A 26,514-nucleotide genomic window follows, 5' to 3' on the forward strand; every position below is an offset into this window, starting at 1 on the left:
CGTCAGCCGGCACGCTCGTCCGGGGCGCGGTCGTCCGGGGCCTGGACGACCGTGCCGGCGGTCAGCAGCGCGTCGACGTCGCTGATGCCCCAGTCCGCCAGCGCCGCGCGGGTGTGCTCACCGGCGCGGGACGGCGGCCGGTCGAGGGTCGCCGGTGTCCGGGAGAACCGTGGTGCGGGCGCCGGCTGCACGACGCCGTCCCGCTCGAGGTAGGTCTGCCGGGCCGCCAGCTGCGGGTGGTCGCGGGCCTCGGCGAAGGAGAGCACCGGGGCCACGCAGGCGTCGCTGCCGGCGAACACCTCCACCCACTCGTCCCGGGTGCGCCGGCGGATCGCATCGGCGACGAGGCCACGCAGCACCTCGGGGTCCGCGTCGGCCCGGTCGGGCGCCCGATCGGCCAGGCCGAGCCGGTCGACCAGCTCGGCGTAGAACTGCGGCTCCAGCGCCGCGACGGCCAGGTGCCGACCGTCGGCGGTCTCGTGCACGTCGTACCAGGGGACGCCGGAGTCCAGCAGGTTCACGCCCCGGGTGTCCCGCCAGACCCCACCGGCCAGCATGCCGAGCACCATCGTCGCCAGGTGCGCGGTGCCGTCGACGATCGCGGCGTCCACCACCTGGCCCCGGCCGCTCCCGCGGGCCTCCAGCAGCGCGGCCAGCACGCCGACCACCAGGTACATCGCCCCGCCACCGAAGTCGCCGACCAGGTTCAGCGGGACCTGCGGCGGCCCGCCCGCCCGGCCGATGGCGTGCAGGACGCCGGTGACCGCGATGTAGCCGAGGTCGTGCCCGGCCGTCGCCGCCAGCGGGCCGTCCTGGCCCCACCCGGTCATCCGGCCGTAGACCAGGCGGGGGTTGCGGGCGAGGCACTCCTGCGGCCCGATGCCCAGCCGCTCGGTGACCCCGGGGCGGAAGCCCTCCAGCAGCACGTCGGCACGCTCGGCGAGGCGGCGGACCAGCTCCGCGCCGTCGGGGTCCTTGAGGTCGACGGCCACCGACCGCCGGCCCCGGGCCAGCAGGTCGTGCCGGGCGGCCGGCGTGGGCGGCCGGGCGCCGGGGCGGTCGACCCGCAGCACGTCGGCGCCCAGGTCGGCCAGCAGCATCGCCGCGAACGGGGCCGGGCCGAGCCCGGTGAGCTCCACGACGCGCAGCCCGGCGAGGGGTCCGGTGGTCATCGGAGAACCTGACGGCACCGGGACGCCCGTCGTCAAGGGCCGGTACCGGCGGTGGTGCCCCCCTGTCGTCCCGCTGGTGGTGGTGCCCCGGCGACCGGCCGGTCGCTGGGGGCACCATGGAGGTCGGGCACTAGCCTGGCCCGCGGTGGACGGCGAGGTGGAGCTGCGATGACGACGGCGGACGACCGGGCGGCCGGCATCCCGGCCGACGGTCCGGCCGATGCTGCCGCGAGGCGTCGCCGTGCGCTGCCGAACCGGGACGAGCTCGGCGACCGCGTGCTCACGCTGCCCAACCTGCTGTCCGTCGTCCGGCTGCTGGGCGTGCCGCTGTTCCTGTGGCTGCTGCTGGGCCCGCACGCCGACGGCTGGGCGATCGTGGTGCTCGCCGTCTCCGGCGCCACCGACTGGCTCGACGGCAAGCTGGCCCGGGCGCTGGGGCAGTCCAGCCGGCTCGGCGCGCTGCTGGACCCGGCCGCCGACCGGCTGTACATCGTCGCGACGCTGATCGCCTTCGTCATCCGCGACGTGGTGCCGCTGTGGGTGGTCGTCGTGCTGCTGCTGCGCGAGGTGGTGCTGGCCGGGACCCTGCTGGTGCTCCGGCGCGCGGGCTGGCCGCCGCTGCAGGTGCACTACCTGGGCAAGGCGGCCACCTTCCTGTTGCTCTACGCATTCCCCCTCCTGCTGCTGGCCGACGGCGCGGGGCCGGTGGCAGCGGTGGTGCAGCCGGTCGCCTACGCGCTCACGATCTGGGGGGCGGCGCTCTACCTGCTCGCGGGGGTCTTCTACGTGGTCCAGGCCGTCCAGCTGCTGTCCGGGAGCCGCCGGGCCGGAGTGGAGGCGTGAGCGCGCCCGCACCCGGCCGGCCGCGATCGCTGGGTGCCTCCCTGCTGGACCAGGTGCTGGCCGACACCCTGGACCCGGCCTATGCGCAGGTGGCCGCGGCCCGGGTGGCCCGGGCCGCGGAGGAGGCGGCCGCGCCGACCGCGGGGAACGGTCCGGCCACCCGGCCCACCTGGCTGCAGCGGAACCGGGGACAGCTGCTGGTCGCCGCCGCGCTGCTGCTGGGCGGGCTGCTGGCCGCGGTGACCTACCAGGAGGCGGCGGCCGGCGCGCAGGGACGCGAGGCGGCCCGGCAGGCGCTGCGCGAGGACATCGGCCAGGAGTCCGCGGTCGGCGACGAGCTGGCCGCCCAGCTGGAGGCGCTGACCGCGGAGGTCGCACGGACCCGGGAGCGGGCGCTGGACACCAGCGTGGTCGGTCAGCGCGCGCTGAACCAGCTCGCGCAGGCCCAGCACGGCGCGGCGGCGGTCGCGGTGACCGGGCCGGGGCTGCGCGTGACGCTCGGCAACGCCCCGCCGGCCGCGGACAGCGACCCGGTCGGTGGGTCCGACCAGATCGCGCTGGCCGGCCGCGTCCAGGACGGCGACCTGCAGCTGGCCGTCAACGCGCTGTGGGCCTCCGGTGCCGAGGCGGTCAGCATCAACGGCCAGCGGGTGGGCCCGACGACCGCCATCCGCCAGGCCGGTGACGCCATCCTGGTCGACTTCCGCCCGGTGATGAACCCCTACGAGGTCTCCGCCGTCGGCGACCCCGACGACCTGGCCCGGGCCTTCCTGAACACCCCGGAGGCCAACGACCTGGCCGAGCTGACGAAGGACTTCGGCGTGGTCTTCGACTTCGCCCGGGCCGATGAGCTCGAGCTGCCGGCCGGCAGCAACGCGGAGCTGCTGTTCGCCGAGCCGCTGGCCGCCACCGACGAGCAGGGCGAGGCGCTGCCACCCGCCGTCCCCGAACCGCCCACCGATGGAGGCTGACGCGTGATCCCGATCATCGGACTGGCGGTCGGCGTGGTGCTGGGGCTGCTGCTGGACCCCAACGTGCCGCTCTGGCTGCAGCCCTACCTCCCGATCGCGGTGGTCGCAGCGCTGGACGCGGTGTTCGGCGGGGTCCGGGCGCGCTTCGACCGGATCTTCGACGCCAAGGTCTTCGTGGTCTCCTTCGTCTCCAACGTCGTCGTCGCCGCGCTGATCGTCTTCCTCGGTGACCAGCTCGGGGTCGGTGCACAGCTGTCGACCGCCGTGGTGGTGGTGCTCGGCATCCGCATCTTCGGCAACGCCGCGGCGATCCGCCGGCACCTGTTCCGCGCATGACCGAGGACCCGTCCGTGGGTCGTCGGTCCGACCCCGAGCCGCCCGGGGGAGACACCCCGGACCCCCAGACCCCGGACACCCAGACCCCGGACACCCAGACCCCGGACACCCGCACCCCTCCGACCGACCCTGTCGGGGCGGACGGCGTGGGGGAGCCGGAGGCGGCGGGCCCACCGGCCGCCGGGGACGGCGGCGGCGGCGCGACGGCGGTCGGCCGGCGGCGGCGCGATCCGCTGGCGGCCGTCCTCATCGGTGTGCTCACCCTGCTGCTGGGCTTCGCCTTCGCCGTGCAGGTGCGCAGCACCGACACCGACGAGCAGCTGGCCGGCCTGCGCGAGGAGGACCTCGTCCGCATCCTCGACGACCTGTCGGCCCGGGAGGACCGGCTCCGCCAGGAGATCTTCGACCAGCGCGGGGCACTGTCCCAGCTGGGCAGCTCCGACAGCGCTGCGGCCGCGGCCCTCGCGGAGGCCGAGCAGCGTGCCGAGGCGCTGGGCATCCTGAACGGCACGGTCGCCGCCCGCGGTCCCGGGCTCGAGGTGGTCATCCGCGACCCCGCCGACCGGGTCACCGCCGGCGTCGTGCTGAACGCCGTCCAGGAGCTGCGCGGTGCGGGGGCGGAGACGATGCAGATCGACGACGTCCGGATCGGCGTGAGCAGTGCCATCACCGGCGAGCCCGGCGCCCTGGAGATCGACGGGGAGCCCGTGGAGGCCCCCTACGTCATCCGGGTCATCGGCTCGCCCGAGGACATGTCCACGGCCCTGAGCATCCCCGGTGGGGTCTCCGCGACGGTCAACCAGCGCCGGGGGAGCGTGGAGATCACGCCCTCCCAGGACGTCGTCGTGGACGCGTTGCGGCCACTGGACACCCCTCAATACGCTGAGCCGGACGACGGGGGCTGAGGAAGGGCCTCGGTGCCCCCCCCAGACCTCGCTGGCGCTCGGTCCGGGCCCCTGCACCGAGGCCGCGGCCACCACTGCAGCCACCGAACCGACCCCGATCTCTGGAGATGCCGCATGGCCACGCCCGATGACCGCCGTTACACCGCCCAGCACGAGTGGGCGCTGGTCCAGGGCGCCGAGGGCGCCGCGTCGGTGGTCCGGGTGGGGATCACCGACCACGCCCAGGACGCCCTGGGGGACATCGTGTTCGTCCAGCTGCCCGAGGTGGGTGCGCAGGTGGCCCCCGGCAACGCGATCGGTGAGGTGGAGTCCACCAAGTCCGTCTCCGACGTCTACTCGCCGGTGGCCGGTGTCGTCTCGGCCGTGAACGAGGCCCTCGCGGATGCGCCCGAGACGGTCAACAGCGATCCCTACGGTGACGGCTGGCTGGTCGAGGTCCAGGTGACCGGGCAGGACGGCGACCCCACCGCGGCGCTGCTGGACGCCGCGGCCTACGAGGCGATCGTCCAGGCGTCCTGAGCCCACGGCCCAGGCGTCCTGAGCCCACGGCCCAGGCGTCCTGAGCCCACGGCCCAGGCGTCCTGAGCCCACGGCCCAGCGTCCTGAGCCCACGGCCCAGCGTCCTGAGCCCACGGCCCAGCGTCCTGAGCCCACGGCCCAGGCGTCCTGAGCCCACGGCCCAGCGACCTGGACCGGTCGCGGGCGGGCTGCCGGATGCCCCGTCGCGGAGCGTGACCCCCACCGTCCGGTCGGGGTGGTCCACGATCACTATCATCACTGCGACGGTCGGGCCGTGAGCTCCACGACGGTGTCCGACCCTCACCCTGTACGTGCGGTTGACCCCCGGGTCGGCCGCTGGTTCCATGACCCCTGGCCCGACCGTGATCATGCGGCGGCCGACCTACGACGGGCCGACCGGTCCGTCGTCCGCCGGCCGACCGCGGCCCGTACCACCAGGCCCGCGGCGGTGCCGCCTGCACCGGAGGAGACCGACGTGCTCTGCACTCGATGTGGCCACCAGAACCCAGAGGGCAGCCGCTTCTGCGCGCAGTGCGGGGCGGCGCTGAGCCCCGAGCGGGTGGGTGAGTCGACCAGCATCATCCCCAAGGTCGGCGGTGAGGACTCCGGCGAGCAGACCGAGGTCGCCGAGTCGACCGCGGACGCGCACGCCGGTGCCGTCGAGTCGCTGCCGGCCGGGTCTGCCCTGCTGGTCGTGAAGCGTGGCCCCAACGCGGGCAGCCGCTTCCTGCTCGACCAGGAGGTGACCACCGCGGGTCGGCACCCCGACAGCGACATCTTCCTCGACGACGTGACGGTCAGCCGTCGGCACGTGGAGTTCCACCGCGAGGGCGGCGGGTTCACCGTGCACGACGTGGGCAGCCTCAACGGCACCTACGTCAACCGCGAGCCGGTCGACGTGGCCTCCCTCGCCGGTGGCGACGAGGTCCAGATCGGCAAGTTCCGCCTGGTCTACCTGACCGGGCCGCGGACGGGCGAGCCGGCCGGCGCATGACGGCCGCGTCGGGCACCGAGGAGCGGGCCGAGAGCGGACGCCGGTCATGACGGCGGTGCCCCAGCCCAGCCCCAGCGCTGACCGGGACACCGCTGAGACCACGCCCCGGTTCACCATCGGTGAGGTGCTGTCCGCCCTGCGCGGCGACTTCCCGGACGTGACGATCAGCAAGATCCGCTACCTCGAGTCCGAGGAGCTGGTCCACCCGCAGCGGACGCCGTCGGGCTACCGGAAGTTCTCCGTGGCCGACGTCGACCGGCTGCGGTACGTGCTGGCCGCCCAGCGGGACCAGTACCTGCCGTTGCGGGTCATCAAGGAGCACCTGGACGCCCTCGATCGTGGTGAGCGGCCTCCCGGCGGCGGGTCCGCCGGTGGGGTGGCCGATGGGCCGGTCCCGAGTGCGCCCCTGCCGGCCGCCGAGTTCGCCGAGGCCGCCGGCCTGTCGGCGGCCCAGCTGGCCGACTGCGTCCAGTTCGGGCTGCTCAACGCCGACTCCCAGGGGCGGCACCGGGTCACCGACCTGCCCGTGGGGCGTGCCGTCGCGGGGCTGGCCCGCCACGGGATCGAACCGCGGCACCTGCGGGTGTACCGGACGGCGGTGGAGCGCGAGGCCGCCCTGCTGGAGCAGCTCGTGGCCCCGGTCCTGCTGGCCCGGTCCGAGGAGGCGCGCACCCGGGCGGGCGAGCAGCTCCAGGAGCTGGCCGCCCTCTCCGCGCAGCTGCACGGCGGGCTGTTGGAGACGCGGCTGCGCGAGGTCCTCGGCGGCTGATCGCTGGCGTACCGTTGCGGGGGTGCGGGCGCCCCGGCACCCCGGTCGGCTGCCTCGCGGTGGCGGTCGGCGGACCAGCGGGGCGGCCACGGGGAACTCAGCGGAGGGGAGCCAGACGTGCAGGAGCTCAGAGTCGTCGGCGTCCGGGTGGAGCTGCCCGGCAACCAGCCCATCCTGCTGCTCAAGGAGACCCAGGGGGAGCGGTACCTGCCGATCTGGATCGGCGCGACCGAGGCCGCGGCGATCGCGTTCGAGCAGCAGGGCGTCCGGCCGGCCCGGCCGATGACCCACGACCTGCTGCGTGAGGTCGTGACCGCGCTGGGAGCCACCCTGGAGGCGGTGCACATCACCGAGATGCGCGACGGCATCTACCTCGCGGAGCTGCAGTTCGGCGACGAGCGCACGGTGAGCGCCCGGCCGTCCGACGCCGTCGCCCTCGCCGTCCGCACCGGTGCCCCCATCTACGGCGCCGAGGCACTGCTCGACGAGGTCGGGATCGAGATCCCCGACGAGCAGGAGGACGAGGTGGAGAAGTTCCGCGAGTTCCTGGACAACATCAGCCCCGAGGACTTCGGCGCCGGTTCCGGCTCCGGCTCCGGCGGCTGAGTCACCGGCTCTGCGCGGTACCGGGACCACCCCGCACGGGTGAGCGCGGCGACACGCCGTGCTCCTCGGTTGACCCTGTCCCGGCCCGGGCCTACCGTCAGCGAATCACGTGCGTGGAAGTCCCTGAGCCGCGCTGCGTGACCGCTCCCGGCGACAGTGCGGGGACGGCCCAGGTGCTGGGTGCCGGAGTCGAGGAGGCGCTGGAGTGAGCGGGCCCGCGACCGACGGCACGAACCCAGCAGCGCCGCGACCGCGGCAGACCAGTGCCAGCGAGGAGTGCCCGTGAGCGACCAGGACAACGGTTCGCAGGGTCAGCTGTTCAGCGACGCGGCGGTGGGCGCGCCCTCCTACGACGAGATCGACACCGACGTCGTCGGCTACCGCGGCCCCACGGCCTGCGCCGCCGCCGGCATCACCTACCGGCAGCTGGACTACTGGGCACGCACCGGGCTGGTCGCGCCGTCGGTACGGACCGCCACCGGCTCGGGCACGCAGCGGCTCTACTCCTTCCGCGACATCCTGGTGCTCAAGGTCGTGAAGCGGCTGCTGGACACCGGCGTCTCGCTGCAGAACATCCGCAAGGCCGTCGACCACCTGCGCACCCGCGGGGTCAAGGACCTGGCGAACATCACGCTGCTCTCCGACGGGGCCACCGTGTACGAGTGCACCTCCGCCGAGGAGGTCGTCGACCTGCTCGCCGGTGGGCAGGGCGTCTTCGGGATCGCGGTCTCCGGTGCCCTCCGCGAGCTCTCCGGTGAGCTGGCGGAGCTGCCGGCCGAGCGGCTGGACGGGAGCGGGTCCGCCGCCGACGACGAGCTGTCCGCCCGCCGCCGTCGCCGCGCCGCCTCGGCCTGAGACACCCCGGCTCCCGTCCCGCCTCGAGGACCCGAGCCGCCGACGGCGCGCTGGTACCGTCCCAGCAGTGGCCGACCGGATTCCTGGTTCTGATCCCGCACCCCTGACCGGGTCGCTCCCCGCGCTCTCCGCGCTCTCGACGAGGGGGTCGTTCGCGGCCCGGCACATCGGCCCCCGCCGCGCGGACACCACGGCGATGCTCGAGGTCGTCGGGCACACCTCCCTCGCCTCGCTGGCCGACGCCTGCGTGCCCGAGGGCGTGCGCGACCGCACCCCGCTGGACCTCCCGCCGGCGGCCGACGAGGCCACCGTGCTGGCGCAGTTGCGCGAGCGGGCCTCGGCCAACGAGGTGTTCACCTCGATGATCGGGCTGGGCTACAGCGACACGATCACCCCGGCGGTCATCCAGCGGAACATCCTGGAGAACCCCGCCTGGTACACCGCCTACACGCCCTACCAGCCCGAGATCAGCCAGGGCCGACTCGAGGCGTTGATCAACTTCCAGACGATGGTCGCCGACCTCACCGGGCTCCCGGTCGCCGGCGCCTCGATGCTGGACGAGGCGACCGCCGCGGCGGAGGGGATGACCCTGGTCCGCCGAGCCGGGCGGGCGAAGGCGGATGCGGTCTTCGTCGTCGACACCGACACCCTGCCGCAGACCCTCGCCGTGCTCCGCACCCGGGCCGAGCCGCTGGGCATCGGCCTGCACGTCGCCGACCTGTCCGCCGGCTGGCCCACCGACCTCCCCGACGCCGGCGCCTTCGGCGTGCTGCTGGCGTACCCGGGTGCCAGCGGGGCCGTGCGGGACCACCGGGCGCTGGCCGTGGCCGCGCACGAGGCCGGCGCCGCCGTCGTGGTCGCCGCCGACCTGCTCGCCCTCACCCTGCTGGAGGCACCGGGGGAGTGGGGCGCCGACGTCGCCTGCGGCACCACCCAGCGCTTCGGCGTCCCGATGGGCTACGGCGGCCCGCACGCCGGCTACCTCGCGGTGCGCGAGGGCCTGGCCCGCCAGCTCCCCGGCCGGCTGGTGGGGGTCTCGGTCGACGCCGACGGCGACGTGGCCTACCGGCTCGCGCTGCAGACCCGGGAGCAGCACATCCGCCGGGAGAAGGCGACCAGCAACATCTGCACCGCGCAGGTCCTGCTCGCGGTCATGGCCGGCGCCTACGCCGTCTACCACGGGCCGGAGGGGCTCACCGCGATCGCCGCCCGGGTGCACCGCAGCGCTCAGCTGCTGGCCGGCTGGCTGCGCGCCGGTGGGCTCACCGTGGTGCACGAGCACTTCTTCGACACGGTGACCGTCGCCGTCCCCGGCCGGGCAGCCGAGGTGGTGGCCGCCGCGGCCGCGCACCGGGTGAACCTGCGCCTGGTCGACGTCGACACCGTGGCGGTCGCCTGCGACGAGACGACGACGCCCGCCGTCCTCCGGCTGGTCGCCGAGGCGTTCGGCGTCGGCGCGGACGACGCCGCCGTGGACGTCGCCGGGGCCGACGCGCTCCCGGCGGAGCTGCGCCGGCGCACCCCGTTCCTCACCCACCCGGTCTTCTCCGCGCACCGCTCGGAGACGGCGATGTTGCGCTACCTGCGCCGGCTGTCGGACAAGGACCTGGCGCTGGACCGCACGATGATCCCGCTGGGCTCCTGCACGATGAAGCTGAACGCCGCCACCGAGATGGCTGCGATCACCTGGCCCGAGTTCGCCGGCCTGCACCCCTTCGCGCCGCCCCAGCAGGCCCGCGGGTACGCCCGGCTGATCGGTGAGCTGTGCGACGGGCTGGCCGAGATCACCGGGTACGCCGCGGTCAGCGTGCAGCCCAACGCCGGGTCGCAGGGCGAGTTCGCCGGCCTGATGGCGATCCGCGCCTACCACCACAGCCGCGGCGACGCTCAGCGCGACGTCTGCCTCATCCCGTCCTCGGCGCACGGCACCAACGCCGCCAGCGCGGTCATGGCCGGCATGCGGGTGGTCGTGGTGGCCTGCGACGAGGCCGGCAACGTCGACCTCGCGGACCTGCGCGCCAAGGTCGACACGCACGCCGACCGGCTCGCCGCGATCATGATCACCTACCCCTCGACCCACGGGGTGTTCGAGGTCGAGGTGCAGGAGATCTGCGCGGCGGTGCACGACGCCGGCGGCCAGGTCTACGTCGACGGCGCGAACCTCAACGCGCTGGTGGGGCTGGCGAAGCCGGGCCGGTTCGGTTCCGACGTGAGCCACCTCAACCTGCACAAGACCTTCTGCATCCCGCACGGCGGGGGTGGGCCGGGCGTCGGCCCGATCGGCGTCCGGGAGCACCTGGTGCCCTTCCTGCCCGGCCACCCCCTGGTGGAGACCGGCGGCACCGGTGCGCCGGTGTCCGGTGCGCCGTGGGGCTCGGCGGGCATCCTGCCGATCTCCTGGGCCTACCTGCGGCTGATGGGCCCCGACGGGCTGCTCCAGGCCACCGAGCAGGCGATCCTGGCCGCGAACTACGTCGCCGAGCGGCTGCGGCCGCACTACCCGGTGCTCTACACCGGCGCCACCGGCCTGGTGGCGCACGAGTGCATCCTGGACATCCGGCCGCTCACCAAGGCCACCGGGGTGACCAACGACGACATCGCCAAGCGGCTGATCGACCTGGGCTTCCACGCGCCGACGATGAGCTTCCCGGTGGCCGGCACGCTGATGGTCGAGCCGACCGAGAGCGAGGACAAGGCCGAGCTGGACCGCTTCGTCGAGGCGATGGTGCACATCCGCGGGGAGATCGAGAAGGTCGCGACCGGCGAGTACGACCGGACGGACAACCCGCTGCGCAACGCCCCGCACACGCTGAAGATGCTGGCGGGGGAGTGGGACCGCCCCTACTCCCGCGAGGTGGCCGTGTACCCCGTGCCGGGGCTGGTCGGGCGGGGCTACCTGGCGCCGGTGCGGCGCATCGACGGTGCCTACGGTGACCGGAACCTGGTCTGCTCCTGCCCGTCGCCGGAGGCGTTCGAGGAGCCGGCCGTGCCGCACGCACCGGTCGCGATCGAGCCCAGCCGCGCCGCCGGTGCCCCCGACGACCTGGGGACGACGAGGGACGTGGTGGGCGCCCGGTCCTGACACGCCGGGCAGGGGTCGACGGCGCGCTCCCGAGGGTGCACGATCCCTCCATGGGGACCCTGGTGCGTCGCTCGTCGGTCGGTGTGGTAGCGCTCGTCGGGACGGCCGTGCTGAGCTCCTGCGCGAGCCAGTTCGACGCCGCCGGTCCGACCGCGGTGAGCGAGGCGGCGGCCACCGGCAGCGCCGACCCGGCGGTCGAGGAGGCCACGGCGGAGGACCTGACCGGCGCACTGCTGCCGGAGTCCGCGTTCGGCCCCGACGCCACGGTCCACCAGCTCCCGTCGGAGTGGGTCGGCCCCTGGTCGGGGTGGTGGGCGGGGGACGAGTCGTGGGGTGACCACCACGGCTGGGCCGGGCACCGCGGGTGGGGCGACCACCGCGGCTGGGGTGGTCACCACTGGTGGTCCGGCGCGGACGGCACCGACGAGGACGCGACCGACGACGACGGCACGACAGCGGAGCCGACGGTCCAGCCGGCCGCCTGCGCGGACGCGCTGGCCGCCCTGCCGACGCTCGAGGACGAGGAGATGCCGGCGGTCGCGGCCCAGGTGGCCGCCACCGAGCAGCAGCGGACGTTCCAGGTGGTCGCCGAGGGGCCGGCCGTCGAGGGGCTGGAGCTGCCGGTCGACCAGCTCGTCGAGGCGTGCGCCGAGGCCACCGTCGACGCGCCCTGGGGCATGGAGGTCGGCGTCGGGGTGTCCGCGCTGGACGTGCCGGACCGCGGGGACTCCGCCGCCGGGCTGGCGATCACGATGACCCACCCGGCCGGCACCGTCTCGATGCTGGTGGGTGTGGTCACCGACGGTCCGCGCGCGGTGATGCTGTCCCAGACCGGTGACGACGGGGCAGCCCTGGACCAGGCGGCGTTCACCACCCTGCTGACCCAGGCCGCCGACGCAGCCGGCCTCGGCTGAGCGGGTCGCCCGGCCCGCCGCTCCGGCAGGGACGAGCCGGTCAGGTGCCGGCGACGACCGACTGCGCCGCGTTGTCCAACGCCGCCCGGGCCTGGCTCCAGCTGGTGCTGGTCGGGAAGTCGCCGAGCAGCACCGCCACCCGGCCGTCGGCGAGGACCCCGACCGAGTGCAGCTGACGCCGGGAGTCCACGCAGCACATCCAGCCCTGCTTGGCGGCCACCGGTCCCGCCGCCCCGGCGGTGGGGGAGAGCAGCCCGAAGTCCTGGCCGAAGCCGTCCGCGGCGCGGTCGGTGGCCCCCTGGAGCCAGGAGGTCATCGTGACCAGCTGCGGGGGCTCCAGCTGTGACCCCAGGTCGGCGAGGAAGGTCGCCTGGTCCCGGGCGGTCGTGACCGCCTCACCCCACTGACCGGGCTCGCTGGGGAGCTGGGTGCCGGTCAGCCCGAACTGGGCGGCGGCCGTGGTCACCAGCTCCGCGCCGCCCCAGCGGTCCCAGAGCAGGCTCATGGCGCGGTCGTCGGAGACGGTGAGCGCCCGCTGCATCAGGTCCCAGTCGTTCTCGGACAGGGTGAGCACGCCGGCGGCGTCCCGGGCGAGCAGCTGCTGGACGACGAGCAGCTTGACCAGCGACGCCGTGTAGCGCGGCTCCTCGGCGTCCGGCGTCACGACCAGCTCTGCTCCGGCGTCGTCCAGGACGACGGCTGCGATCGTGCCGTCGGCGATGGCGGCGGCGGCGCCCAGGGTGGCGAGCACGGCACCGCTGTCGACGGCCGGGGACGTCGCCGCGGCCTCCGCGGTCCCGTCCGACCGTGGCGCGCTGGAGGTGGTCTGCGGCGCCGCCGCCGTGGTCTCGTTCGAGGGCGGTGCGTCGGAGGTGGCCTGCGGTGCGGCGTCCGGGGTCCCGTCCGGCGGAGGCACGCTCACGGTGGTCCGCTGGGCAGGATCCGGGGGTGTCGAGCTGGAGGTGGTCCGTGGTGCGGCGTCCGCACGGGCCTCGGGCCGGCCGTTCACCGTCGTGTCCGGCAGCGCCCTGCCCGTGATGGTCTCCGGTGCGGTGTCCGCGCGGGCCTGCGCCGGGTCGTCCGTCGTCCCGGGGGAGGCGGTCTCCGCTGCGGCGGCCGTGGGGTCCGCCGACCGTGCGGGCTCGGTGTCACCGCCCGCTGCGCAGCCGGCGGTGACCACCAGCGCGGCCAGCACGGCCGGCAGGCCACGCCGGGGCACCCGGACGGACGGGGGACGGGCCTGGGCCATGTCATCAAGCGTGCACCACTCAGCTGTGTGGCACATGTCGATCGCATGACCTCGGTGTCAACGACCGCGCACCCGGCCACGCCGGGGCGCGGAAGTGTCCGGCCCGCGGCGCTCCTGGAGGGCGCGCGACGGGTCAGAGCTTGCGCAGCAGCACCCGGCGCACGGAGTGGTCGGCGGCCTTCTGCAGCACCAGCCGCGCGCGGGACCGGGTCGGGGCGATGTTGAGCCGCAGGTTGGGCTCGTTGACCGCGTCCCAGATCCCGCGGGCCGTCGACGTGGCCTGCTCGTCGGTGAGGTCGGCGAAGCGGTGGAAGTAGGCGCCGGAGTCCCGGAAGGCCGTGCGGCGCAGGGCGAGGAAGCGCTCCACGTACCACTGGGAGATGTCGTGCTCGGTGGCGTCGACGTAGACGGAGAAGTCGAAGAAGTCCGAGAGGAAGACCTCCGGCACCCGGCCGTCGTTCCGGGCGCCGGCCTGCAGCACGTTGAGCCCCTCCAGCACCAGCACGTCGGGGGAGTCGACGACCTGGCGCTCGTCGGGCAGCACGTCGTAGGACTGGTGGGAGTACAGCGGGGCGCTGACCGCCGGCTTGCCGGACTTGACGTCGGCCAGGAACCGCAGCAGTGCCCGCCGGTCGTAGCTCTCCGGGAAGCCCTTGCGGCCCAGCAGGCCCCGGGACTCCAGGACCGCGTTGGGCAGCAGGAAGCCGTCGGTGGTGACCAGGTCGACCCGCGGGGTGTCGGGGGCGGCGGCCAGCAGCGCCTGCAGCAGGCGGGCGGTGGTGCTCTTGCCGACGGCGACGCTGCCGGCCACGGCGATGACGAAGGGCACCTTCTCGGTGCGGGCGCCGAGGAACTGGGTCTGGGCGGCCCACAGCCGCCTGCTCGCGGTGACGTGCAGGTGCAGCAGCCGGGCCAGCGGCAGGTAGACGGTGGACACCTCGTCCAGGTCGATCCGGTCGCCCAGGGTGGCCAGCTGCCGGACGTCGGCGTCGTCCAGCGGCAGTTCACCGCCCGCGGCCAACGCCCGCCAGGACTGGCGGTCGAACGCGGTGAAGGGCGAGACCTGTGCTCGCTGACCGGCCGTCACGGCGCCCATGGTGCCGTCTGCCCGCCGCGCGCCCCCCGGCCGGGTGGGTCCCGGGCGGCTGCCGGAGCGGCTGCCCCCCGCCGGCCGTTAGGGTCCGGGGGTGTCGTCGCCCGGGCTGCTCGACCGGATCGAGCGCTACTTCGCCCTTGCCCCGCTGGCCGATGCCCGGGTGCACTCCATCGGTGCGCTGCAGGTGCCCATCGGTCGGGCGGAGTGGCCCCACCCGGCCCGGCCGCGGCCGGGGTTCGACGGGGACGTCGCGCTGGACGACGTCCGGGCCGCGATCGCACTGCAGGAGAAGGCCGGGTTGCCGGCGTCGCTGGAGTGGCTGGCGGACCGCTGCCGCGGGCTGGCCACCGTGGCGCGGACGGCCGGGCTGGTGGTCGACGAGCTGCCGCTGCTGGTCGCCGACGACCCGGTCGAGGTCCTGCTGCCCAGCGAGGTCCGGCTCTACCTGGTCGGCGCCGACGACCCCCGGCTGGGCCTGTACCAGCGGCTGGCCGCCCTCGCGTTCGCCTCGCCCGGTCGGGCCCCCGCCGACCAGGGACCGCGCAGCGCACCGGAGGTGGCCCAGGACGACCCCGGTCCCGCGGACGTGCCGCCGACCGAGGTGCTGCGCGACCGGGTGGCCTCGGGCGCGACGGTGATGATGGTGGCCGTGGACGACGGCGAGCCGGTGGCGATCGGCTCGCACCAGCCGCTGCAGGTCGACGGCACGGAGATCAGCGAGGTCGTGGGCGTCGCCACGCTGCCCCGGTTCCGTGGCCGCGGCCTGGGGGCCGGGCTCACCTCGGCGCTGGTCGAGCACGCCCGGCAGACGGCCGACCTGGTGTTCCTCGCCGCAGGGGACGACGACGTCGCCCGGGTCTACGAGCGCGCCGGCTTCGCCCGGGTGGCCACCAGCTGCGTCGCCGAGCGTCCTCCCGGCTGACGGACCGGAGGGCCCTCCGGCTGAGACACCGCGCGGCCGTCCGGCCGAGGCAGGCGGGGGCCCGCCGCCTCCGCCGGACGACAGGTCACGGCACCTCGTACGTCGCGACCAGCGTGGCGCGGGCGAGGGTGTGGCTGAACAGGTTGAAGCCGAGGTAGGCCGGGGTCGCCTCGGCCGGCACGCCGAGGTCGTCGGTGTCGAGTGCGTGGACCACGACGAAGTAGCGGTGCGGGCCGTGCCCGGCCGGCGGTGCCGCGCCGACGTAGCCGGCGAACCCCGCGTCGTTGCGCAGCTGCACCGCGCCGGCGGGCAGCCCGCCGTCGGCGGCGCCGGTGGGCAGCTCGGTCACCGAGGCCGGGAGGCCGGTGACCGCCCAGTGCCAGAAGCCGCTGGCGGTGGGGGCGTCGGGGTCGTAGACGGTGACCGCGAAGCCGCGGGTCCCGTCCGGGAAACCGGACCAGCTCAGCTGCGGTGACCGGTCCTCGCCTCCGGGGAGGCCCATCTTCCCGCTCACCTGGGGCTGGGGCATCGGCTCACCGTCGGTGAGGTCGGCGCTGGTCACCTGGAACGCGGGGACGGGGGGCAGGAAGTCGTAGGGGTCGGGCGGGGTGGGTCGAGCGGCCATGCGAGGACTCCTCGGGTCGTGGGGCCCCGGCCGTGGCGCCGGGGCGTCGTGCCCGCCGCCGACCCTAGGCAGCCGCCTGCACGGGCGCCTGGTCACCGGGACACCGCACGCCGCTCTCCATTGACCGTTATCCCCAACACTGCGGCCGGATCGCCCGCCCGCGTGGTCCATCGCCGCACCCTGAGGCGCGGATCACCGAGGGGGAGGAGCAGGCCGGGAGGTCCGGAGCGCGGTCTCGCCGTAGCGTGTCGGACGTGCTGGGACTCCCCGAAGACATCCGGGCCTGCCTGTTCGACCTCGACGGGGTCCTGACGCAGACGGCCACGGTGCACCAGGCTGCCTGGAAACGCACCTTCGACGAGTTCCTGCGGAACCGGGACCCCGGGGCAGCGGAGTTCAGCCTCGCCGACTACAACGAGTTCGTCGACGGCAAGCCGCGCAAGGACGGCGTCCGGGACTTCCTGGCCAGCCGGGGGATCACCCTGGAGGAGGGCAGCGACGGCGACCTCGCCGACGCGCTCACCGTCGCCGGCGTCGCGACCCGGAAGAACGAGCTGATCCTGGCCGAGCTGGACGAGCACGGCGTGCAGGTCTACGAGGGCTCGATGCGGTACCTGCGGGCGGCGCGGGACGCCGGCCTGGCCACCGCCGTCGTCACGGCGTCGGCGAACGGGGAGCACGTGGTCGCCGTCGCCGGGTTCGCCGACCTGATCGACGCCCGGGTCGACGGGGTGGTCGCCGCCACCCAGGGCCTGCGCGGCAAGCCGGCCCCGGACACCTTCCTGGCCGGGGCGCGGGCCCTCGGCGTCGAGCCGGCCCAGGCCGCCGTCTTCGAGGACGCGCTCTCCGGGGTGGCCGCTGGACGGGCCGGTGACTTCGGGTACGTCGTGGGGGTCGACCGGGTGGGCCAGGCCGACGGGCTGCGCGAACGCGGCGCCGACGTCGTCGTCACCGACCTGGACCAGCTGCTGGAGGAGACCCCGTGACCCAGGGGCGCGCGCACTTCCTGATCGAGCCCTGGTCGCTGACCGAGGTCGGCGTCGACCTGGCCTCCCTGGCGGTCAACGAGTCGGTGTTCGCCCTGGCCAACGGGCACATCGGGATGCGCGGCACCCTCGACGAGGGAGAGCCGGTCGTCGTCCCCGGCACCTACCTGAACGGCTTCTTCGAGGAGCGGCCGATGCCCTACGCGGAGGCCGGCTACGGCTTCCCGGAGCAGGGCCAGACCGTGGTCAACGTGACCGACGGCAAGCTGATCCGGCTGCTGGTCGGCGACACCCCGCTGGACCTGCAGTACGGCGACGTCATCGACCACCGCCGCACCCTGGACCTGCGCAACGGCGTGCTGCGCCGCGCCACCGAGTGGCGGGGGCCCAGCGGGCGTCAGGTCCGGGTCACCAGCACCCGGCTGGTCTCGCTGACCCGGCGGTCGATCGCCGCGATCGAGTACACCGTGGAGTGCACCGACGACCAGGGCGACCTCTACATCGCGCTGCAGTCGGACCTGCTGGCCAACGAGTTCGTGATCACGACGCAGTCCGACGACCCGCGCGCGGCCTCGGCGATGACCCGGCCGCTGGAGTCGGAGCTGCACGTGGGCCGCGGCCGGCACGCCGTCCTGGTGCACCAGACACCCCGCAGCCGGCTGCGGATGGCCGCCGGGATGGACCACGAGGTCGACATCCCGGACTCGGCCACCGAGGACCTGGAGGTCTCCCCGGACCTGGCCCGCTACACCCTGGCCGCCCGGCTGCCGGCCGGCTCCAAGCTGCGGCTGGTGAAGTACCTGGCCTACGGCTGGTCCAGCCGCCGCTCGTCGGCCGCCGTCCGGGACCAGGTCGAGGGCGCGCTGGCCACGGCGAAGCTGGCCGGCTGGAACCGGCTGGTCCGGGAGCAGCGGGAGCTGCTGGACCGGCACTGGGACGAGGCCGACGTCGAGGTCGAGGGCGATGACGAGCTGCAGCAGGCCGTGCGGGTCGGCATGTTCCACGTCCTGCAGGCCGGCCTGCGCGCCGAGCGGCAGCCGATCCCGGCCAAGGGCCTGACCGGTGACGGCTACGACGGCCACACGTTCTGGGACACCGAGACCTACGTGCTGCCGGTGCTCACCTACACCGCTCCCGCAGCCGTGCGCGACGCGCTGATGTGGCGGCACTCGACGCTGGACCTGGCCCGCGAGCGGGCCCGGGTGCTGGGTCACGCCGGTGCGGCGTTCCCGTGGCGGACCATCCGCGGGGAGGAGACGTCGGGCTACTGGCCGGCCGGCACGGCCGCCTTCCACATCAACGCGGACATCGCCGACGCCGTCGCCCGGTACACCGCGGCGACCCGGGACGACGACTTCGACCGCGACCACGGCACCGAGCTGCTCGTCGAGACGGCGCGGCTCTGGGCCTCGCTCGGCCACTTCGACGACGGCCAGGGCTTCCGGATCGACGGCGTCACCGGGCCGGACGAGTACACCGCGGTGGTGGACAACAACGTCTACACGAACCTGATGGCGCAGCGGAACCTGCGCGAGGCGGTCGCGGCCGCCCGCCGTCAGCCCGACACCGCGGCGCGGCTGCAGGTGGGCGAGGACGAGCTCGACCTCTGGTCGCGGGCCGCCGAGGCCATGCGGGTGCCGTTCAACGCCGACCTCGGGGTGCACGAGCAGTCCGAGGGGTTCACCCACCACGAGGAGTGGGACTTCGAGGGCACCCGGCCCGACCAGTACCCGCTGCTGCTGAACTTCCCCTACTTCGACATCTACCGCAAGCAGGTCATCAAGCAGGCCGACCTGGTGATGGCCCTGCACCTGCGGGGGGACGCCTTCACCCTCGAGGAGAAGATCGCCGACTTCGCCTACTACGAGGCGCGGACGGTGCGTGACTCCTCCCTGTCGGCGTCGGTGCAGGCGGTGATCGCCGCCGAGACCGGGCACCTGGACCTCGCGCACGACTACTGGGGCGAGGCGGCGCTGACCGACCTGCAGAACCTGCACGGCAACAGCGGGCACGGGCTGCACATCGCCTCGCTGGCCGGTGGCTGGATGGTCGCGGTCGCCGGCTTCGGCGGCATGCGGGACCACGGTGGCCGGCTGACCTTCGCCCCGCGGCTGCCCGGCCGGATCCGCCGCCTGCGCTTCCGGGTGGTGTTCCAGGGGAAGTGCCTGTCGGTCACGGTGACCCCGGAGAAGGCCAGCTACCGGCTGGTCTACGGCGATGGGTCGTTGGAGACTGCGCACCACGGGAAGCCGATCGTGGTCACCGGCGAGACGGTGGAGTGGGAGATCCCGCCCGCTCCCGAGGTGGAGCCGGTCCGCCAGCCGCCACACGCCGCCCCCCGCCGCCGCAACCGCCCCACCAGCGACTGACTCCACCACCCCCCTTCACCACCAAAATGGCCATCTTGGTGGTGAAGGGGGGTCAGAGGAGGGCGGTGTCGCGGAGGAGCCACCAGCCGCCGAGGAGGAGGGCGCCGCCGTCGACCAGCAGGAAGACGGCGATCCAGACGATCCCCGGCAGCCCGGTGAGCCGGGCCAGCTGGTCGGCGTCGGAGTCCCGGGCCGAACCGGAGCGGCGCTTGGCCTGCAGCTCCAGCACGGTCTTGGGCGCGGCCAGCAACAGGAACCAGGTGACCCCGTGGGCGAAGACCGACTGGCCTTCCGCGGGCAGCCACCAGGTGGCCGCGAACACCAGTGCGCCGGTGACGAGCACCGACCACAGGCCGTACCAGTTGCGGATCTGCACCAGGAGCAGGGCGAGCAGCAGCAGCAGCGCCCACAGCAGCCCGATGGCGTACCCGGCGGCCAGCAGCGCCGCGGCACCCAGCCCGAACAGGCCCGGGCCGGTGTAGCCCGCGGCTGCGGTGAGCACCATGCCGGGACCGCGCGGCCGACCGGCCGAGACGGTGACCCCGGAGGTGTCGGAGTGCAGGCGGATGCCGGCCAGCCGCCGCCCGGTGACCAGGGCGGCCAGGCCGTGCGCCCCCTCGTGCGCGATCGTCACCGAGTGCCGGGCCCGCCGCCACAGGGCGGGGGAGAGGACGAGGCAGGCGGCGAGCGCCGCGGTCAGGGCGAGCAGCCAGCCCGGCAGCGGGGGAGAGGTCGCCGAGACCTGCTCCCAGAGCGAGCTGACGACGTCCACCCGGGCATGGTCGCCAGCGGACCTGTGCACCAGGTCAGCGCCACGCCGCAGCGGGCAGGGTGAGCGATCCGACATCCGTGCGTCATCCGTGGCGGCGATGCTGGGGGGATGCAGCGCACTGTCCCGGTGCCGGCGCCGGCGGAGACCCCGCAGCTGCCGGTGACCGTCTCGTTCACGCGGCGGGCCGACCCGGCCCACGCGGTGGAGATGACCGCCTGGATCCGGGCGGGACTGACGATGGCCGAGGCCTTCCCGGGGTTCCTCGGCGGTGGCTGGGTCCGCCCACGCCACGGTGCCGAGGAGTGGCACATGCTGTGCCGCTTCGACTCACCGGCCACGATGGCGGCCTGGGAGGCCAGCCCGGAGCGGCGCTGGTGGCTGGGCTCGGCCCAGGGGCTGGCCGAGGTCACCCGCACCGAGCGGCGCACCGGCATCGAGGGCTGGTTCGACGCACCGGCCGACGCGGCGACGGAGCTGCCCGTGTCCGCTGCACCACCGCGCTGGAAGCAGGCGGTGACCATCTGGCTGGTCTTCTTCCCGCTCAACCTGCTCGCCACGGTCACCCTGGGCGCGCTGTTGGCCGAGGCCCACGTCGTCCTGCGGGTGGCCGCGCTGACGCTGACCCTCACCCCGGTGATGACCTACCTGCTGCTGCCCTGGGTGACCCGGCGGCTGGGATGGTGGCTCCAGGGACGGCGCTGGCGCGACCGCTGACCGGGGTCACACGAGATCGGCGTCGTGGGTGAGCAGCGCGATCTGGACCCGGTTGGCGACCTCCAGCTTCACCAGCAGCCGGGAGACGTGCGCCTTCACGGTGGCCACGCTGAGGTACAGCTCCGCACCGATCTGGGCGTTCGACAGCCCGCGCCCGACGGCGAGCGCCACCTCCCGCTCCCGGTCGCTGAGCAGCTCGAGCCGGGTCCGGGCACGGGTCTGCCGGTCCTCGCCGGGGCCGGCCGGCCGCACCGCCGAGACGTGCGCGATGAGCTGACGGGTCACGGTGGGGGAGAGCATCGGCTCCCCGGCGGCCACCCGGCGCACGGCCTCCAGGATCGCGGCCGGCGGGGTGTCCTTGAGCAGGAAGCCGCTGGCCCCCGCCCGCAGGGCACGGAGCACCTGGTCGTCGGCGTCGAAGGTGGTCAGCACGATCACCTCGGGCGCGTCCGGCCGGGCCTGCAGCAGCTCGGTGGCGGTCAGCCCGTCGGTGCGCGGCATCCGGATGTCCATCAGGACGACGTCCGGCGCGCTGGCCGCGACGGCGGCCGGCACCTCGTCGCCGTCGGTGGCCTCGCCGACGAGCTCGAGGTCCGCGGCGCCACCCAGGACCATGGCCAGGGCTGCGCGCACGAGCGGGTCGTCGTCCACGACGAGGACCCGGACCGGCTCCCTCACGCCGCGGCCGGCCAGGGCAGCTCGGCGCGCAGCCGGAACTCACCGTCGGTGGTCCAGCCGTGCTCCAGGTGGCCGCCACCGAGGCTGACCCGCTCGAGCAGCCCGACCAGGCCCGTCCCGGCGCTGGGCAACGGCGTGCCGTGCTCTCCACCGGCCGGCGTCGGGTTGCGCACCTCCACGGTCAGACCGGTGCCGGGGCCGCCGGTGACCAGCACGGCGGCCACGGTGCCCGGCGCGTGCTTGCGCACGTTGGTCAGGCCCTCCTGGACGACGCGGTAGGCGTTGCGCCCGGTGGCGGCCGGAGCGGAGCGGAGCTCGGGCACCCGGTACTCCGCCCGCACCCGGACCCCGGCCCGCCGGCACTCCTCGATCAGCGTGGGCAGGTCGGCCAGGGTCGGCTGGGGGCGGGTGCTCGGGTCGCCGTCCCCACCGTCGCGGAGCACCCCGATCACCTCCCGGAGGTCCTCCAGGGCCTGGCGGGCGCTGGCCCGGACGACGCCGGCGGCCTGGGCCACCTCGGCCGCGGGGGCGTCGGGGCGGAACTCCAGCGCGCCGGCGTGCATGCTCAGCAGCGACAGCCGGTGGGCCAGCACGTCGTGCATCTCCCGGGCGATCCGGGTGCGCTCCAGGTGCCGGGCCTGCTCGACCCGGCGCTGCTGCTCGTCCTCCGCGCGGACCGCGCGCTCCCGCAGCGACAGCACCAGCTGGCGGCGGGCCCGGACGAACAGCCCCCAGGCCACGACGGCGGCGATCAGCACGACGCCGAACCCGAGGAACAGCGGCAACGGCATGTCCTCGGTCGGCCGCAGCAGGCAGTAGGCGACGAAGGACGCCAGGTTCAGCCCGGCCACGGCCAGCACCGGCGGGAGCCGGCGGTGCACGGCGACCGTGAACAGCGCGATCAGCACCGCCGCACCGCTCATGTCCGAGAAGCTGCCGATCAACGCCAGCACCACGGCCACGCCGACCGGCCACCGCCGCCGTAGCCAGAGGAGCAGGCAGCCGATCGTCCCGGCCGCGATGTCGGCGGCGATGAGCGCGTCCGGGTGCGGCCCCGGTTCGCTCAGCGTGATGCCCACGACGACCAGGCCGAAGGCGATCGCGAACAGGAACGCCGCGACGTCGACCGCCCAGTCACGGACCGACCGGCGGACACGGGATCGGCCGGTACCGGAGGTGGTGCCCGGGCTGCGCTCGGGTGCGGCAGCGGGGTCGCCCAGCAGCTGGGCCGGCACCAGGGAGGGGTGCTCCACGCCGGAGGGAGGTCCCGATCGCATCGCCACGCTCACAGGGGGAGGCTACGGACCCCCATCGGCCCCTGGAACCGACCAAGGTCTACGTCTGCGCCGCCGTGAGCCGGGTGCGGCCCAAGATCACCTACTTCTGGCCGATGCGCGGGGCCGCCTGGTCGGGGCAGGGTCTGCACCATGATCACGATCGAGCACCTGACGAAGAGGTACGGCGCACAGGTCGCCGTCTCCGACGTCTCCTTCTCCTGCGCGCCCGGCACCGTCACCGGCTTCCTCGGCCCCAACGGCGCCGGCAAGTCCACCACGATGCGCGCCCTGGTCGGGCTGGCCGAGCCGAGCAGCGGCACGGCGACCGTGGGTGGACGCCGGTACCGCGACCTGCCCAACGCCGGGCGGTCGGTGGGCGTGCTGCTCGACGCCGGTGCGCAGCACAGCGGGCGCACCGGTCGGGAGGTGCTCACCCTGACGTCCCAGGTCCTCGGCGTCGAGCGGCACCGGGTCGACGAGGCGCTGGAGCGGGTCGGGCTCGCCGGCCGGCCGGCCGGCAAGCGCGTCGGGAAGTACTCCCTCGGGATGCGGCAGCGGCTGGGGCTGGCGACGGCGCTGATCGGTGACCCCCAGGTGCTGGTCCTCGACGAGCCGGCCAACGGGCTGGACCCCGAGGGCATCTTCTGGATGCGCGGGCTGCTGCGCGACTTCGCCGACCGCGGCGGCACGGTGCTGCTGTCCTCGCACCTGCTGCACGAGGTGGAGGCGGTCGCCGACCAGCTGGTGGTCATCGCCGGCGGGCGGATCGTCGCGCAGGGCGGCAAGAACGAGCTGCTGGCCGGCACGGGCGGGACCCTGGTGCGCGGCCCGGACCGGGCCCTGCTGGCCAAGGCCCTGGAGGCAGCCGGTATCGGCGTGTCCGCCGGCCCGGACGACGCGTTGGTGGCCGACGCCGAGGCCCTCGCCGTGGGGCAGGCGGTGGCGGCGGCGGGCGTCGTCCTCACCGAGCTGCGAGCCGCCGGGGGAGCGGGACTGGAAGAGCTCTTCCGTTCTCTCACCGGCTCCTCGCACGAGGTCCAGGAGGTGCGGGCATGAGCACCGCGACCCTCGCCGACCAGCCCCGGACGCTGGTCGACCACCCGGCGCCGTCCCTGCTCCAGCTGGTCCGGGTGGAGCTGCGCAAGTCCGCGGACACCCGCGCCGGCCGCTGGCTGCTCATCGTCATCGGCCTGGCCGTGCTCGGCGTCGTCGCGATCTCCGTCTTCGTCGAGGACGCGCCCAAGACGTTCACCGACCACTTCGGCATCACCCAGCTGCCGATCAGCATCCTGCTGCCGGTCCTGGGCATCCTGCTGGTCACCAGCGAGTGGTCGCAGCGCACCGCGATGACGACCTTCACCCTGGTGCCCCGACGGTCCCGGGTGCTCGTCGCCAAGGTGCTCGCGGCCACGCTGCTGGCGGTGCTGGGAGTGGTCGTCGCGGCCCTGGCCTCCGTGCTCGCGACGGTGCTGACCCCGGTCTTCTCCGACGCGGAGCGGGACTGGGGGATCTCCGCCGCGCTGGTGGGTCAGGTGCTCGTCGTCCAGGTGGTGACCGTGCTGGCCGGTGTCGCGTTCGGCATGCTGCTGCTCAGCTCGCCGCTGGCGATCGTCCTGTACTTCGTGCTGCCGACGGTGTTCAACATCGTCGTCAACCTGATCGCCGCCCTGGACTGGGTGCGGGACTGGCTGGACCTGTCGACCACCTCGATGCCGCTGTTCCAGGACGGGCTGGACGGGCAGGGCTGGGCGCAGTTCGGCACCTCGGTCGGGCTGTGGGTGCTGCTGCCCATGGTGATCGGCTGGGTGCGCATCCAACGGTCCGAGATCGCCTGACCCGACGGACGGCGGCGGGAGCAGTCCCGCCGCCGTCCGGCTCAGGCGTGCTCGCCGGGGACCCGCAGCGCCCCGCTGAGGTGCCGGGCGGTGTTGACCAGCCCGACGTGGCTGAACGCCTGCGGGGTGTTGCCCAGGTGCCGGCCGGTGCGCGGGTCGTACTCCTCGCTCATCAGGCCGAGGTCGTTGCCCAGGCCGAGGAGCCGCTCGAAGAGCTCCCGGGCCTCGGCGGTGCGGCCGATGCCGTTGAGGGCGTCGGCGAGCCAGAAGCTGCACAGCAGGAACGGCGCCTCGTCGCCCGGCAGGCCGTCGACCCGGCCGTCGGCGTGGGTGTGGTACCTCAGCAGGAAGCCGTCGGACATCAGCTCGCGCTGGACGGCGTCCACGGTGCCCACGACCCGCTCGTCGTCCCAGGGCAGGAAGCCGACCTGGGGGATGAGCAGCAGCGCGGCGTCCAGCCCTTCCGAGCCGTAGAACTGGGTGAAGGTGCGGCGCTCGGGGTCGTAGCCGCGGGCGCACACGTCGTCGTGGATCCGCTGCCGCAGCTCCCGCCAGCGCTCGACCGGCCCGTCCAGCCCGTGCCGCTCGACCGCCTCGATCGCGCCGTTGACGCCGGCCCAGGCCAGCACCTTGGAGTGCACGAAGTGCCGGGGCTTGCCACGGACCTCCCAGAGGCTGTTGTCCGGGGTCTCCCAGATCTCCTCCAGGTAGGCCAGCAGCTCCTTCTGCACGGCCCAGGCGTCCGCGGTGGCGCAGAGGCCGGACTCGCGGGCCAGGTGCAGGCCGTCGAGCACCTCACCCCAGACGTCGAGCTGGAACTGCCCGGCGGCGGCGTTGCCCACCCGCACCGGGGCCGAGCCCTCGTACCCGGGCAGCCACGGCAGCTCGTACTCCGGGATCCGCCGGGAGCCGTCGAGGGCGTACATGATCCGCAGGTCGGCCGGGTCACCGGCGACGGCGCGCAGCAGCCACTCCCGCCAGGCGCTCGCCTCCTCGAGGTAGCCGGTGCCCAGCAGGGCCTGCAGGGTGAAGGTGGCGTCACGCAGCCAGCAGTACCGGTAGTCCCAGTTCCGGCTGCCGCCGAGCTCCTCGGGCAGGGAGGTGGTCGCGGCGGCGACGATCCCGCCGGTGGGCCGGTAGGTCAGCGCCTTCAGGGTGATCAGTGAGCGGCGGACCGCCGGAGCCCACTCGCCGTCGTAGGTGCAGTGGCCGATCCACTCGGCCCAGTAGGCCTCGGTGCTGGCCAGCGCCTCCTCGGCGTCGACCGGCTCGGGCCGCGGCAGGTGCGAGGGGGACTGGACCAGCACGAACGGGACGCGCTCGCCGGCGGTGACCTCGAACTCGGCCGAGGTGGTGTGGTCCTCCCCGTGCAGCTCCACCGGCGTGGTCAGCGAGACCGCGTCCGGGCCGGCGACGGCGACCAGGTCGCCGTCCACCGAGCGCACCCAGGGCACGAGGTGGCCGTAGTCGAACCGGAGCACCAGGTCCATCCGCATCGGCACGCGGCCGGACACGCCCTCCACGATCCGGACGACGTCCGGGCTCTCACCTCGTGGTGGCATGAAGTCGATGACCCGGACGGTGCCGGTCGGGGTCTCCCACTCGGTCTCCAGCACCAGCGAGTCACCCCGGTAGCGCCGGCTGGTGCAGCTGCTCCCGTCGGCCGGGGCGAGCCGCCAGCGACCGTTGCGCTCGTCGCCGAGCAGGGCGGCGAAGCAGGCAGCGGAGTCGAAGGACGGCAGGCACAGCCAGTCGATCGAGCCGTCCTTGCCGACCAGCGCAGCGGTCTGCAGGTCCCCGATCAGTCCGTAGTCTTCGATCCTGCTGGGCACGGGCGGTTCCTCTCGAGTGGGTCGGCCGGGGTTGGGCCGCGGCATGGCACGAAGGCGCCCAGCAGGCCCTACCGTCCTGCTCCGCCCGGCAAACCCCGCGACCGCGTGATGATCATCCGTTATCCCCAACATTTGGCCCTGATTGAGAACAGGAGCAACAGAACAACCGCGCAAGCAGCGGGGCAGTGGGGCC

The 26,514-nt window shown here is 74.5% G+C and carries 25 protein-coding genes; 17 read left to right on the forward strand and 8 right to left on the reverse strand.

The genetic code is table 11. The features are described 5' to 3' along the window. Positions 1-2: 2 nt before the first annotated feature. Positions 3-1,172: a CaiB/BaiF CoA transferase family protein gene (locus O2V61_RS16290; protein ID WP_269184315.1), complete on the reverse strand. Its 1,170-nt coding sequence runs from the start codon at positions 1,170-1,172 to the stop codon at positions 3-5. A 168-nt stretch (positions 1,173-1,340) separates the two neighbouring features. Between O2V61_RS16290 and O2V61_RS16295 the strand changes: the two genes are divergently transcribed. From O2V61_RS16295 to O2V61_RS16345, 11 genes are all read left to right on the forward strand, one after another. After that, positions 1,341-2,015: a CDP-alcohol phosphatidyltransferase family protein gene (locus O2V61_RS16295; protein WP_269184316.1), complete on the forward strand. Its 675-nt coding sequence runs from the start codon at positions 1,341-1,343 to the stop codon at positions 2,013-2,015. After that, positions 2,012-2,986: a DUF881 domain-containing protein gene (locus tag O2V61_RS16300; RefSeq protein WP_269184317.1), complete on the forward strand. Its 975-nt coding sequence runs from the start codon at positions 2,012-2,014 to the stop codon at positions 2,984-2,986. Before O2V61_RS16295 ends, O2V61_RS16300 begins: the two co-directional genes overlap by 4 nt. Before the next feature lie 3 nt (positions 2,987-2,989). Continuing rightward, positions 2,990-3,322: a small basic family protein gene (locus O2V61_RS16305; protein ID WP_269172725.1), complete on the forward strand. Its 333-nt coding sequence runs from the start codon at positions 2,990-2,992 to the stop codon at positions 3,320-3,322. A 14-nt stretch (positions 3,323-3,336) separates the two neighbouring features. Further along, complete coding sequence (locus O2V61_RS16310) at positions 3,337-4,227, forward strand: DUF881 domain-containing protein (protein WP_269184318.1); 891 nt, start codon at positions 3,337-3,339, stop codon at positions 4,225-4,227. 114 nt (positions 4,228-4,341) lie between these two features. Then, on the forward strand, positions 4,342-4,746 hold the full coding sequence (gcvH, locus tag O2V61_RS16315; RefSeq protein WP_269184319.1) for a glycine cleavage system protein GcvH: 405 nt from the start codon (positions 4,342-4,344) through the stop codon (positions 4,744-4,746). Positions 4,747-5,221: 475 nt separating this feature from the next. Further along, positions 5,222-5,740 (forward strand): oxoglutarate dehydrogenase inhibitor Odhl, encoded by a 519-nt coding sequence (gene odhI, locus O2V61_RS16320; protein ID WP_269184320.1) that lies wholly within the window; start codon positions 5,222-5,224, stop codon positions 5,738-5,740. 46 nt (positions 5,741-5,786) lie between these two features. Continuing rightward, a complete protein-coding gene (gene ftsR / locus O2V61_RS16325; RefSeq protein ID WP_269184321.1) occupies positions 5,787-6,509 on the forward strand; it encodes a transcriptional regulator FtsR in 723 nt (240 codons plus the stop codon). 117 nt (positions 6,510-6,626) lie between these two features. Further along, positions 6,627-7,115, forward strand: a complete 489-nt coding sequence (locus O2V61_RS16330) for a bifunctional nuclease family protein (RefSeq protein WP_269184322.1) — start codon at positions 6,627-6,629, stop codon at positions 7,113-7,115. Between the two features lie 282 nt (positions 7,116-7,397). Continuing rightward, on the forward strand, positions 7,398-7,970 hold the full coding sequence (locus O2V61_RS16335) for a MerR family transcriptional regulator (RefSeq protein ID WP_442929180.1): 573 nt from the start codon (positions 7,398-7,400) through the stop codon (positions 7,968-7,970). 67 nt (positions 7,971-8,037) lie between these two features. Then, positions 8,038-11,052 carry an aminomethyl-transferring glycine dehydrogenase gene (gene gcvP / locus O2V61_RS16340; protein ID WP_269184323.1) on the forward strand — a complete coding sequence of 1,005 codons (3,015 nt, stop codon included), beginning with the start codon at positions 8,038-8,040 and terminating at the stop codon, positions 11,050-11,052. A gap of 50 nt (positions 11,053-11,102) precedes the next feature. Beyond that, the gene (locus tag O2V61_RS16345; protein WP_269184324.1) at positions 11,103-11,966 is read left to right on the forward strand and encodes a hypothetical protein; all 864 of its coding nucleotides are present in this window, start codon (positions 11,103-11,105) and stop codon (positions 11,964-11,966) included. A 40-nt stretch (positions 11,967-12,006) separates the two neighbouring features. Here the strand turns inward: O2V61_RS16345 and O2V61_RS16350 are convergent, their stop codons facing one another. Both O2V61_RS16350 and coaA read right to left on the reverse strand, forming a co-directional pair. Continuing rightward, positions 12,007-13,215, reverse strand: a complete 1,209-nt coding sequence (locus O2V61_RS16350) for a serine hydrolase (RefSeq protein WP_269184325.1) — start codon at positions 13,213-13,215, stop codon at positions 12,007-12,009. A gap of 133 nt (positions 13,216-13,348) precedes the next feature. Then, positions 13,349-14,311: a type I pantothenate kinase gene (gene coaA, locus O2V61_RS16355; protein ID WP_269184326.1), complete on the reverse strand. Its 963-nt coding sequence runs from the start codon at positions 14,309-14,311 to the stop codon at positions 13,349-13,351. Positions 14,312-14,402: 91 nt separating this feature from the next. Here coaA and O2V61_RS16360 point away from each other — a divergent pair, with 91 nt between their 5' ends. Next, complete coding sequence (locus O2V61_RS16360) at positions 14,403-15,233, forward strand: GNAT family N-acetyltransferase (RefSeq protein ID WP_269184327.1); 831 nt, start codon at positions 14,403-14,405, stop codon at positions 15,231-15,233. A gap of 85 nt (positions 15,234-15,318) precedes the next feature. Here the strand turns inward: O2V61_RS16360 and O2V61_RS16365 are convergent, their stop codons facing one another. Further along, positions 15,319-15,858: a YbhB/YbcL family Raf kinase inhibitor-like protein gene (locus tag O2V61_RS16365; RefSeq protein ID WP_269184328.1), complete on the reverse strand. Its 540-nt coding sequence runs from the start codon at positions 15,856-15,858 to the stop codon at positions 15,319-15,321. Between the two features lie 254 nt (positions 15,859-16,112). On the opposite strand from O2V61_RS16365, the gene O2V61_RS16370 reads away from it, so the two are divergent. After that, positions 16,113-16,844: an HAD family hydrolase gene (locus O2V61_RS16370; protein ID WP_269184329.1), complete on the forward strand. Its 732-nt coding sequence runs from the start codon at positions 16,113-16,115 to the stop codon at positions 16,842-16,844. Continuing rightward, the gene (locus O2V61_RS16375; RefSeq protein WP_269184330.1) at positions 16,841-19,213 is read left to right on the forward strand and encodes a glycoside hydrolase family 65 protein; all 2,373 of its coding nucleotides are present in this window, start codon (positions 16,841-16,843) and stop codon (positions 19,211-19,213) included. The genes O2V61_RS16370 and O2V61_RS16375 overlap by 4 nt, the downstream gene beginning before the upstream one ends. Before the next feature lie 52 nt (positions 19,214-19,265). On the opposite strand, the gene O2V61_RS16380 is transcribed toward O2V61_RS16375, so the two are convergent. After that, complete coding sequence (locus O2V61_RS16380; protein WP_269184331.1) at positions 19,266-19,985, reverse strand: M50 family metallopeptidase; 720 nt, start codon at positions 19,983-19,985, stop codon at positions 19,266-19,268. A 108-nt stretch (positions 19,986-20,093) separates the two neighbouring features. Here O2V61_RS16380 and O2V61_RS16385 point away from each other — a divergent pair, with 108 nt between their 5' ends. Beyond that, positions 20,094-20,699 (forward strand): antibiotic biosynthesis monooxygenase, encoded by a 606-nt coding sequence (locus tag O2V61_RS16385; RefSeq protein ID WP_269184332.1) that lies wholly within the window; start codon positions 20,094-20,096, stop codon positions 20,697-20,699. Between the two features lie 6 nt (positions 20,700-20,705). On the opposite strand, the gene O2V61_RS16390 is transcribed toward O2V61_RS16385, so the two are convergent. Together O2V61_RS16390 and O2V61_RS16395 are read right to left on the reverse strand one after the other, a co-directional pair. Then, positions 20,706-21,350, reverse strand: coding sequence for a response regulator (locus O2V61_RS16390; RefSeq protein ID WP_269184333.1), 645 nt, complete (start codon positions 21,348-21,350; stop codon positions 20,706-20,708). Between the two features lie 23 nt (positions 21,351-21,373). Next, positions 21,374-22,630, reverse strand: a complete 1,257-nt coding sequence (locus O2V61_RS16395) for a sensor histidine kinase (RefSeq protein ID WP_269184334.1) — start codon at positions 22,628-22,630, stop codon at positions 21,374-21,376. A gap of 174 nt (positions 22,631-22,804) precedes the next feature. Here O2V61_RS16395 and O2V61_RS16400 point away from each other — a divergent pair, with 174 nt between their 5' ends. Together O2V61_RS16400 and O2V61_RS16405 are read left to right on the forward strand one after the other, a co-directional pair. Further along, positions 22,805-23,710 (forward strand): ABC transporter ATP-binding protein, encoded by a 906-nt coding sequence (locus O2V61_RS16400; RefSeq protein WP_269184335.1) that lies wholly within the window; start codon positions 22,805-22,807, stop codon positions 23,708-23,710. Continuing rightward, positions 23,707-24,489: a hypothetical protein gene (locus tag O2V61_RS16405; RefSeq protein WP_269184336.1), complete on the forward strand. Its 783-nt coding sequence runs from the start codon at positions 23,707-23,709 to the stop codon at positions 24,487-24,489. Before O2V61_RS16400 ends, O2V61_RS16405 begins: the two co-directional genes overlap by 4 nt. 41 nt (positions 24,490-24,530) lie before the next feature. Here the strand turns inward: O2V61_RS16405 and O2V61_RS16410 are convergent, their stop codons facing one another. Next, positions 24,531-26,321, reverse strand: coding sequence for a glycoside hydrolase family 15 protein (locus O2V61_RS16410; RefSeq protein ID WP_269184337.1), 1,791 nt, complete (start codon positions 26,319-26,321; stop codon positions 24,531-24,533). Positions 26,322-26,514 lie beyond the last annotated feature (193 nt).

The organism is Modestobacter sp. VKM Ac-2985 (assembly GCF_026967925.1).
GTDB lineage: Bacteria > Actinomycetota > Actinomycetes > Mycobacteriales > Geodermatophilaceae > Modestobacter.

Coding starts and splice junctions, on each gene's coding strand:
- O2V61_RS16385 (WP_269184332.1), top strand. CDS start 20,094: ATGCAGCGCACTGTCCCGGTGCCGGCGCCGGCGGAGACCCCGCAGCTG.
- O2V61_RS16400 (WP_269184335.1), top strand. CDS start 22,805: ATGATCACGATCGAGCACCTGACGAAGAGGTACGGCGCACAGGTCGCC.
- O2V61_RS16365 (WP_269184328.1), bottom strand. CDS start 15,858: ATGGCCGCTCGACCCACCCCGCCCGACCCCTACGACTTCCTGCCCCCC.
- O2V61_RS16345 (WP_269184324.1), top strand. CDS start 11,103: ATGGGGACCCTGGTGCGTCGCTCGTCGGTCGGTGTGGTAGCGCTCGTC.
- O2V61_RS16405 (WP_269184336.1), top strand. CDS start 23,707: ATGAGCACCGCGACCCTCGCCGACCAGCCCCGGACGCTGGTCGACCAC.
- coaA (WP_269184326.1), bottom strand. CDS start 14,311: ATGGGCGCCGTGACGGCCGGTCAGCGAGCACAGGTCTCGCCCTTCACC.
- O2V61_RS16290 (WP_269184315.1), bottom strand. CDS start 1,172: ATGACCACCGGACCCCTCGCCGGGCTGCGCGTCGTGGAGCTCACCGGG.
- O2V61_RS16350 (WP_269184325.1), bottom strand. CDS start 13,215: ATGGCCCAGGCCCGTCCCCCGTCCGTCCGGGTGCCCCGGCGTGGCCTG.
- ftsR (WP_269184321.1), top strand. CDS start 5,787: ATGACGGCGGTGCCCCAGCCCAGCCCCAGCGCTGACCGGGACACCGCT.
- gcvH (WP_269184319.1), top strand. CDS start 4,342: ATGGCCACGCCCGATGACCGCCGTTACACCGCCCAGCACGAGTGGGCG.
- O2V61_RS16295 (WP_269184316.1), top strand. CDS start 1,341: ATGACGACGGCGGACGACCGGGCGGCCGGCATCCCGGCCGACGGTCCG.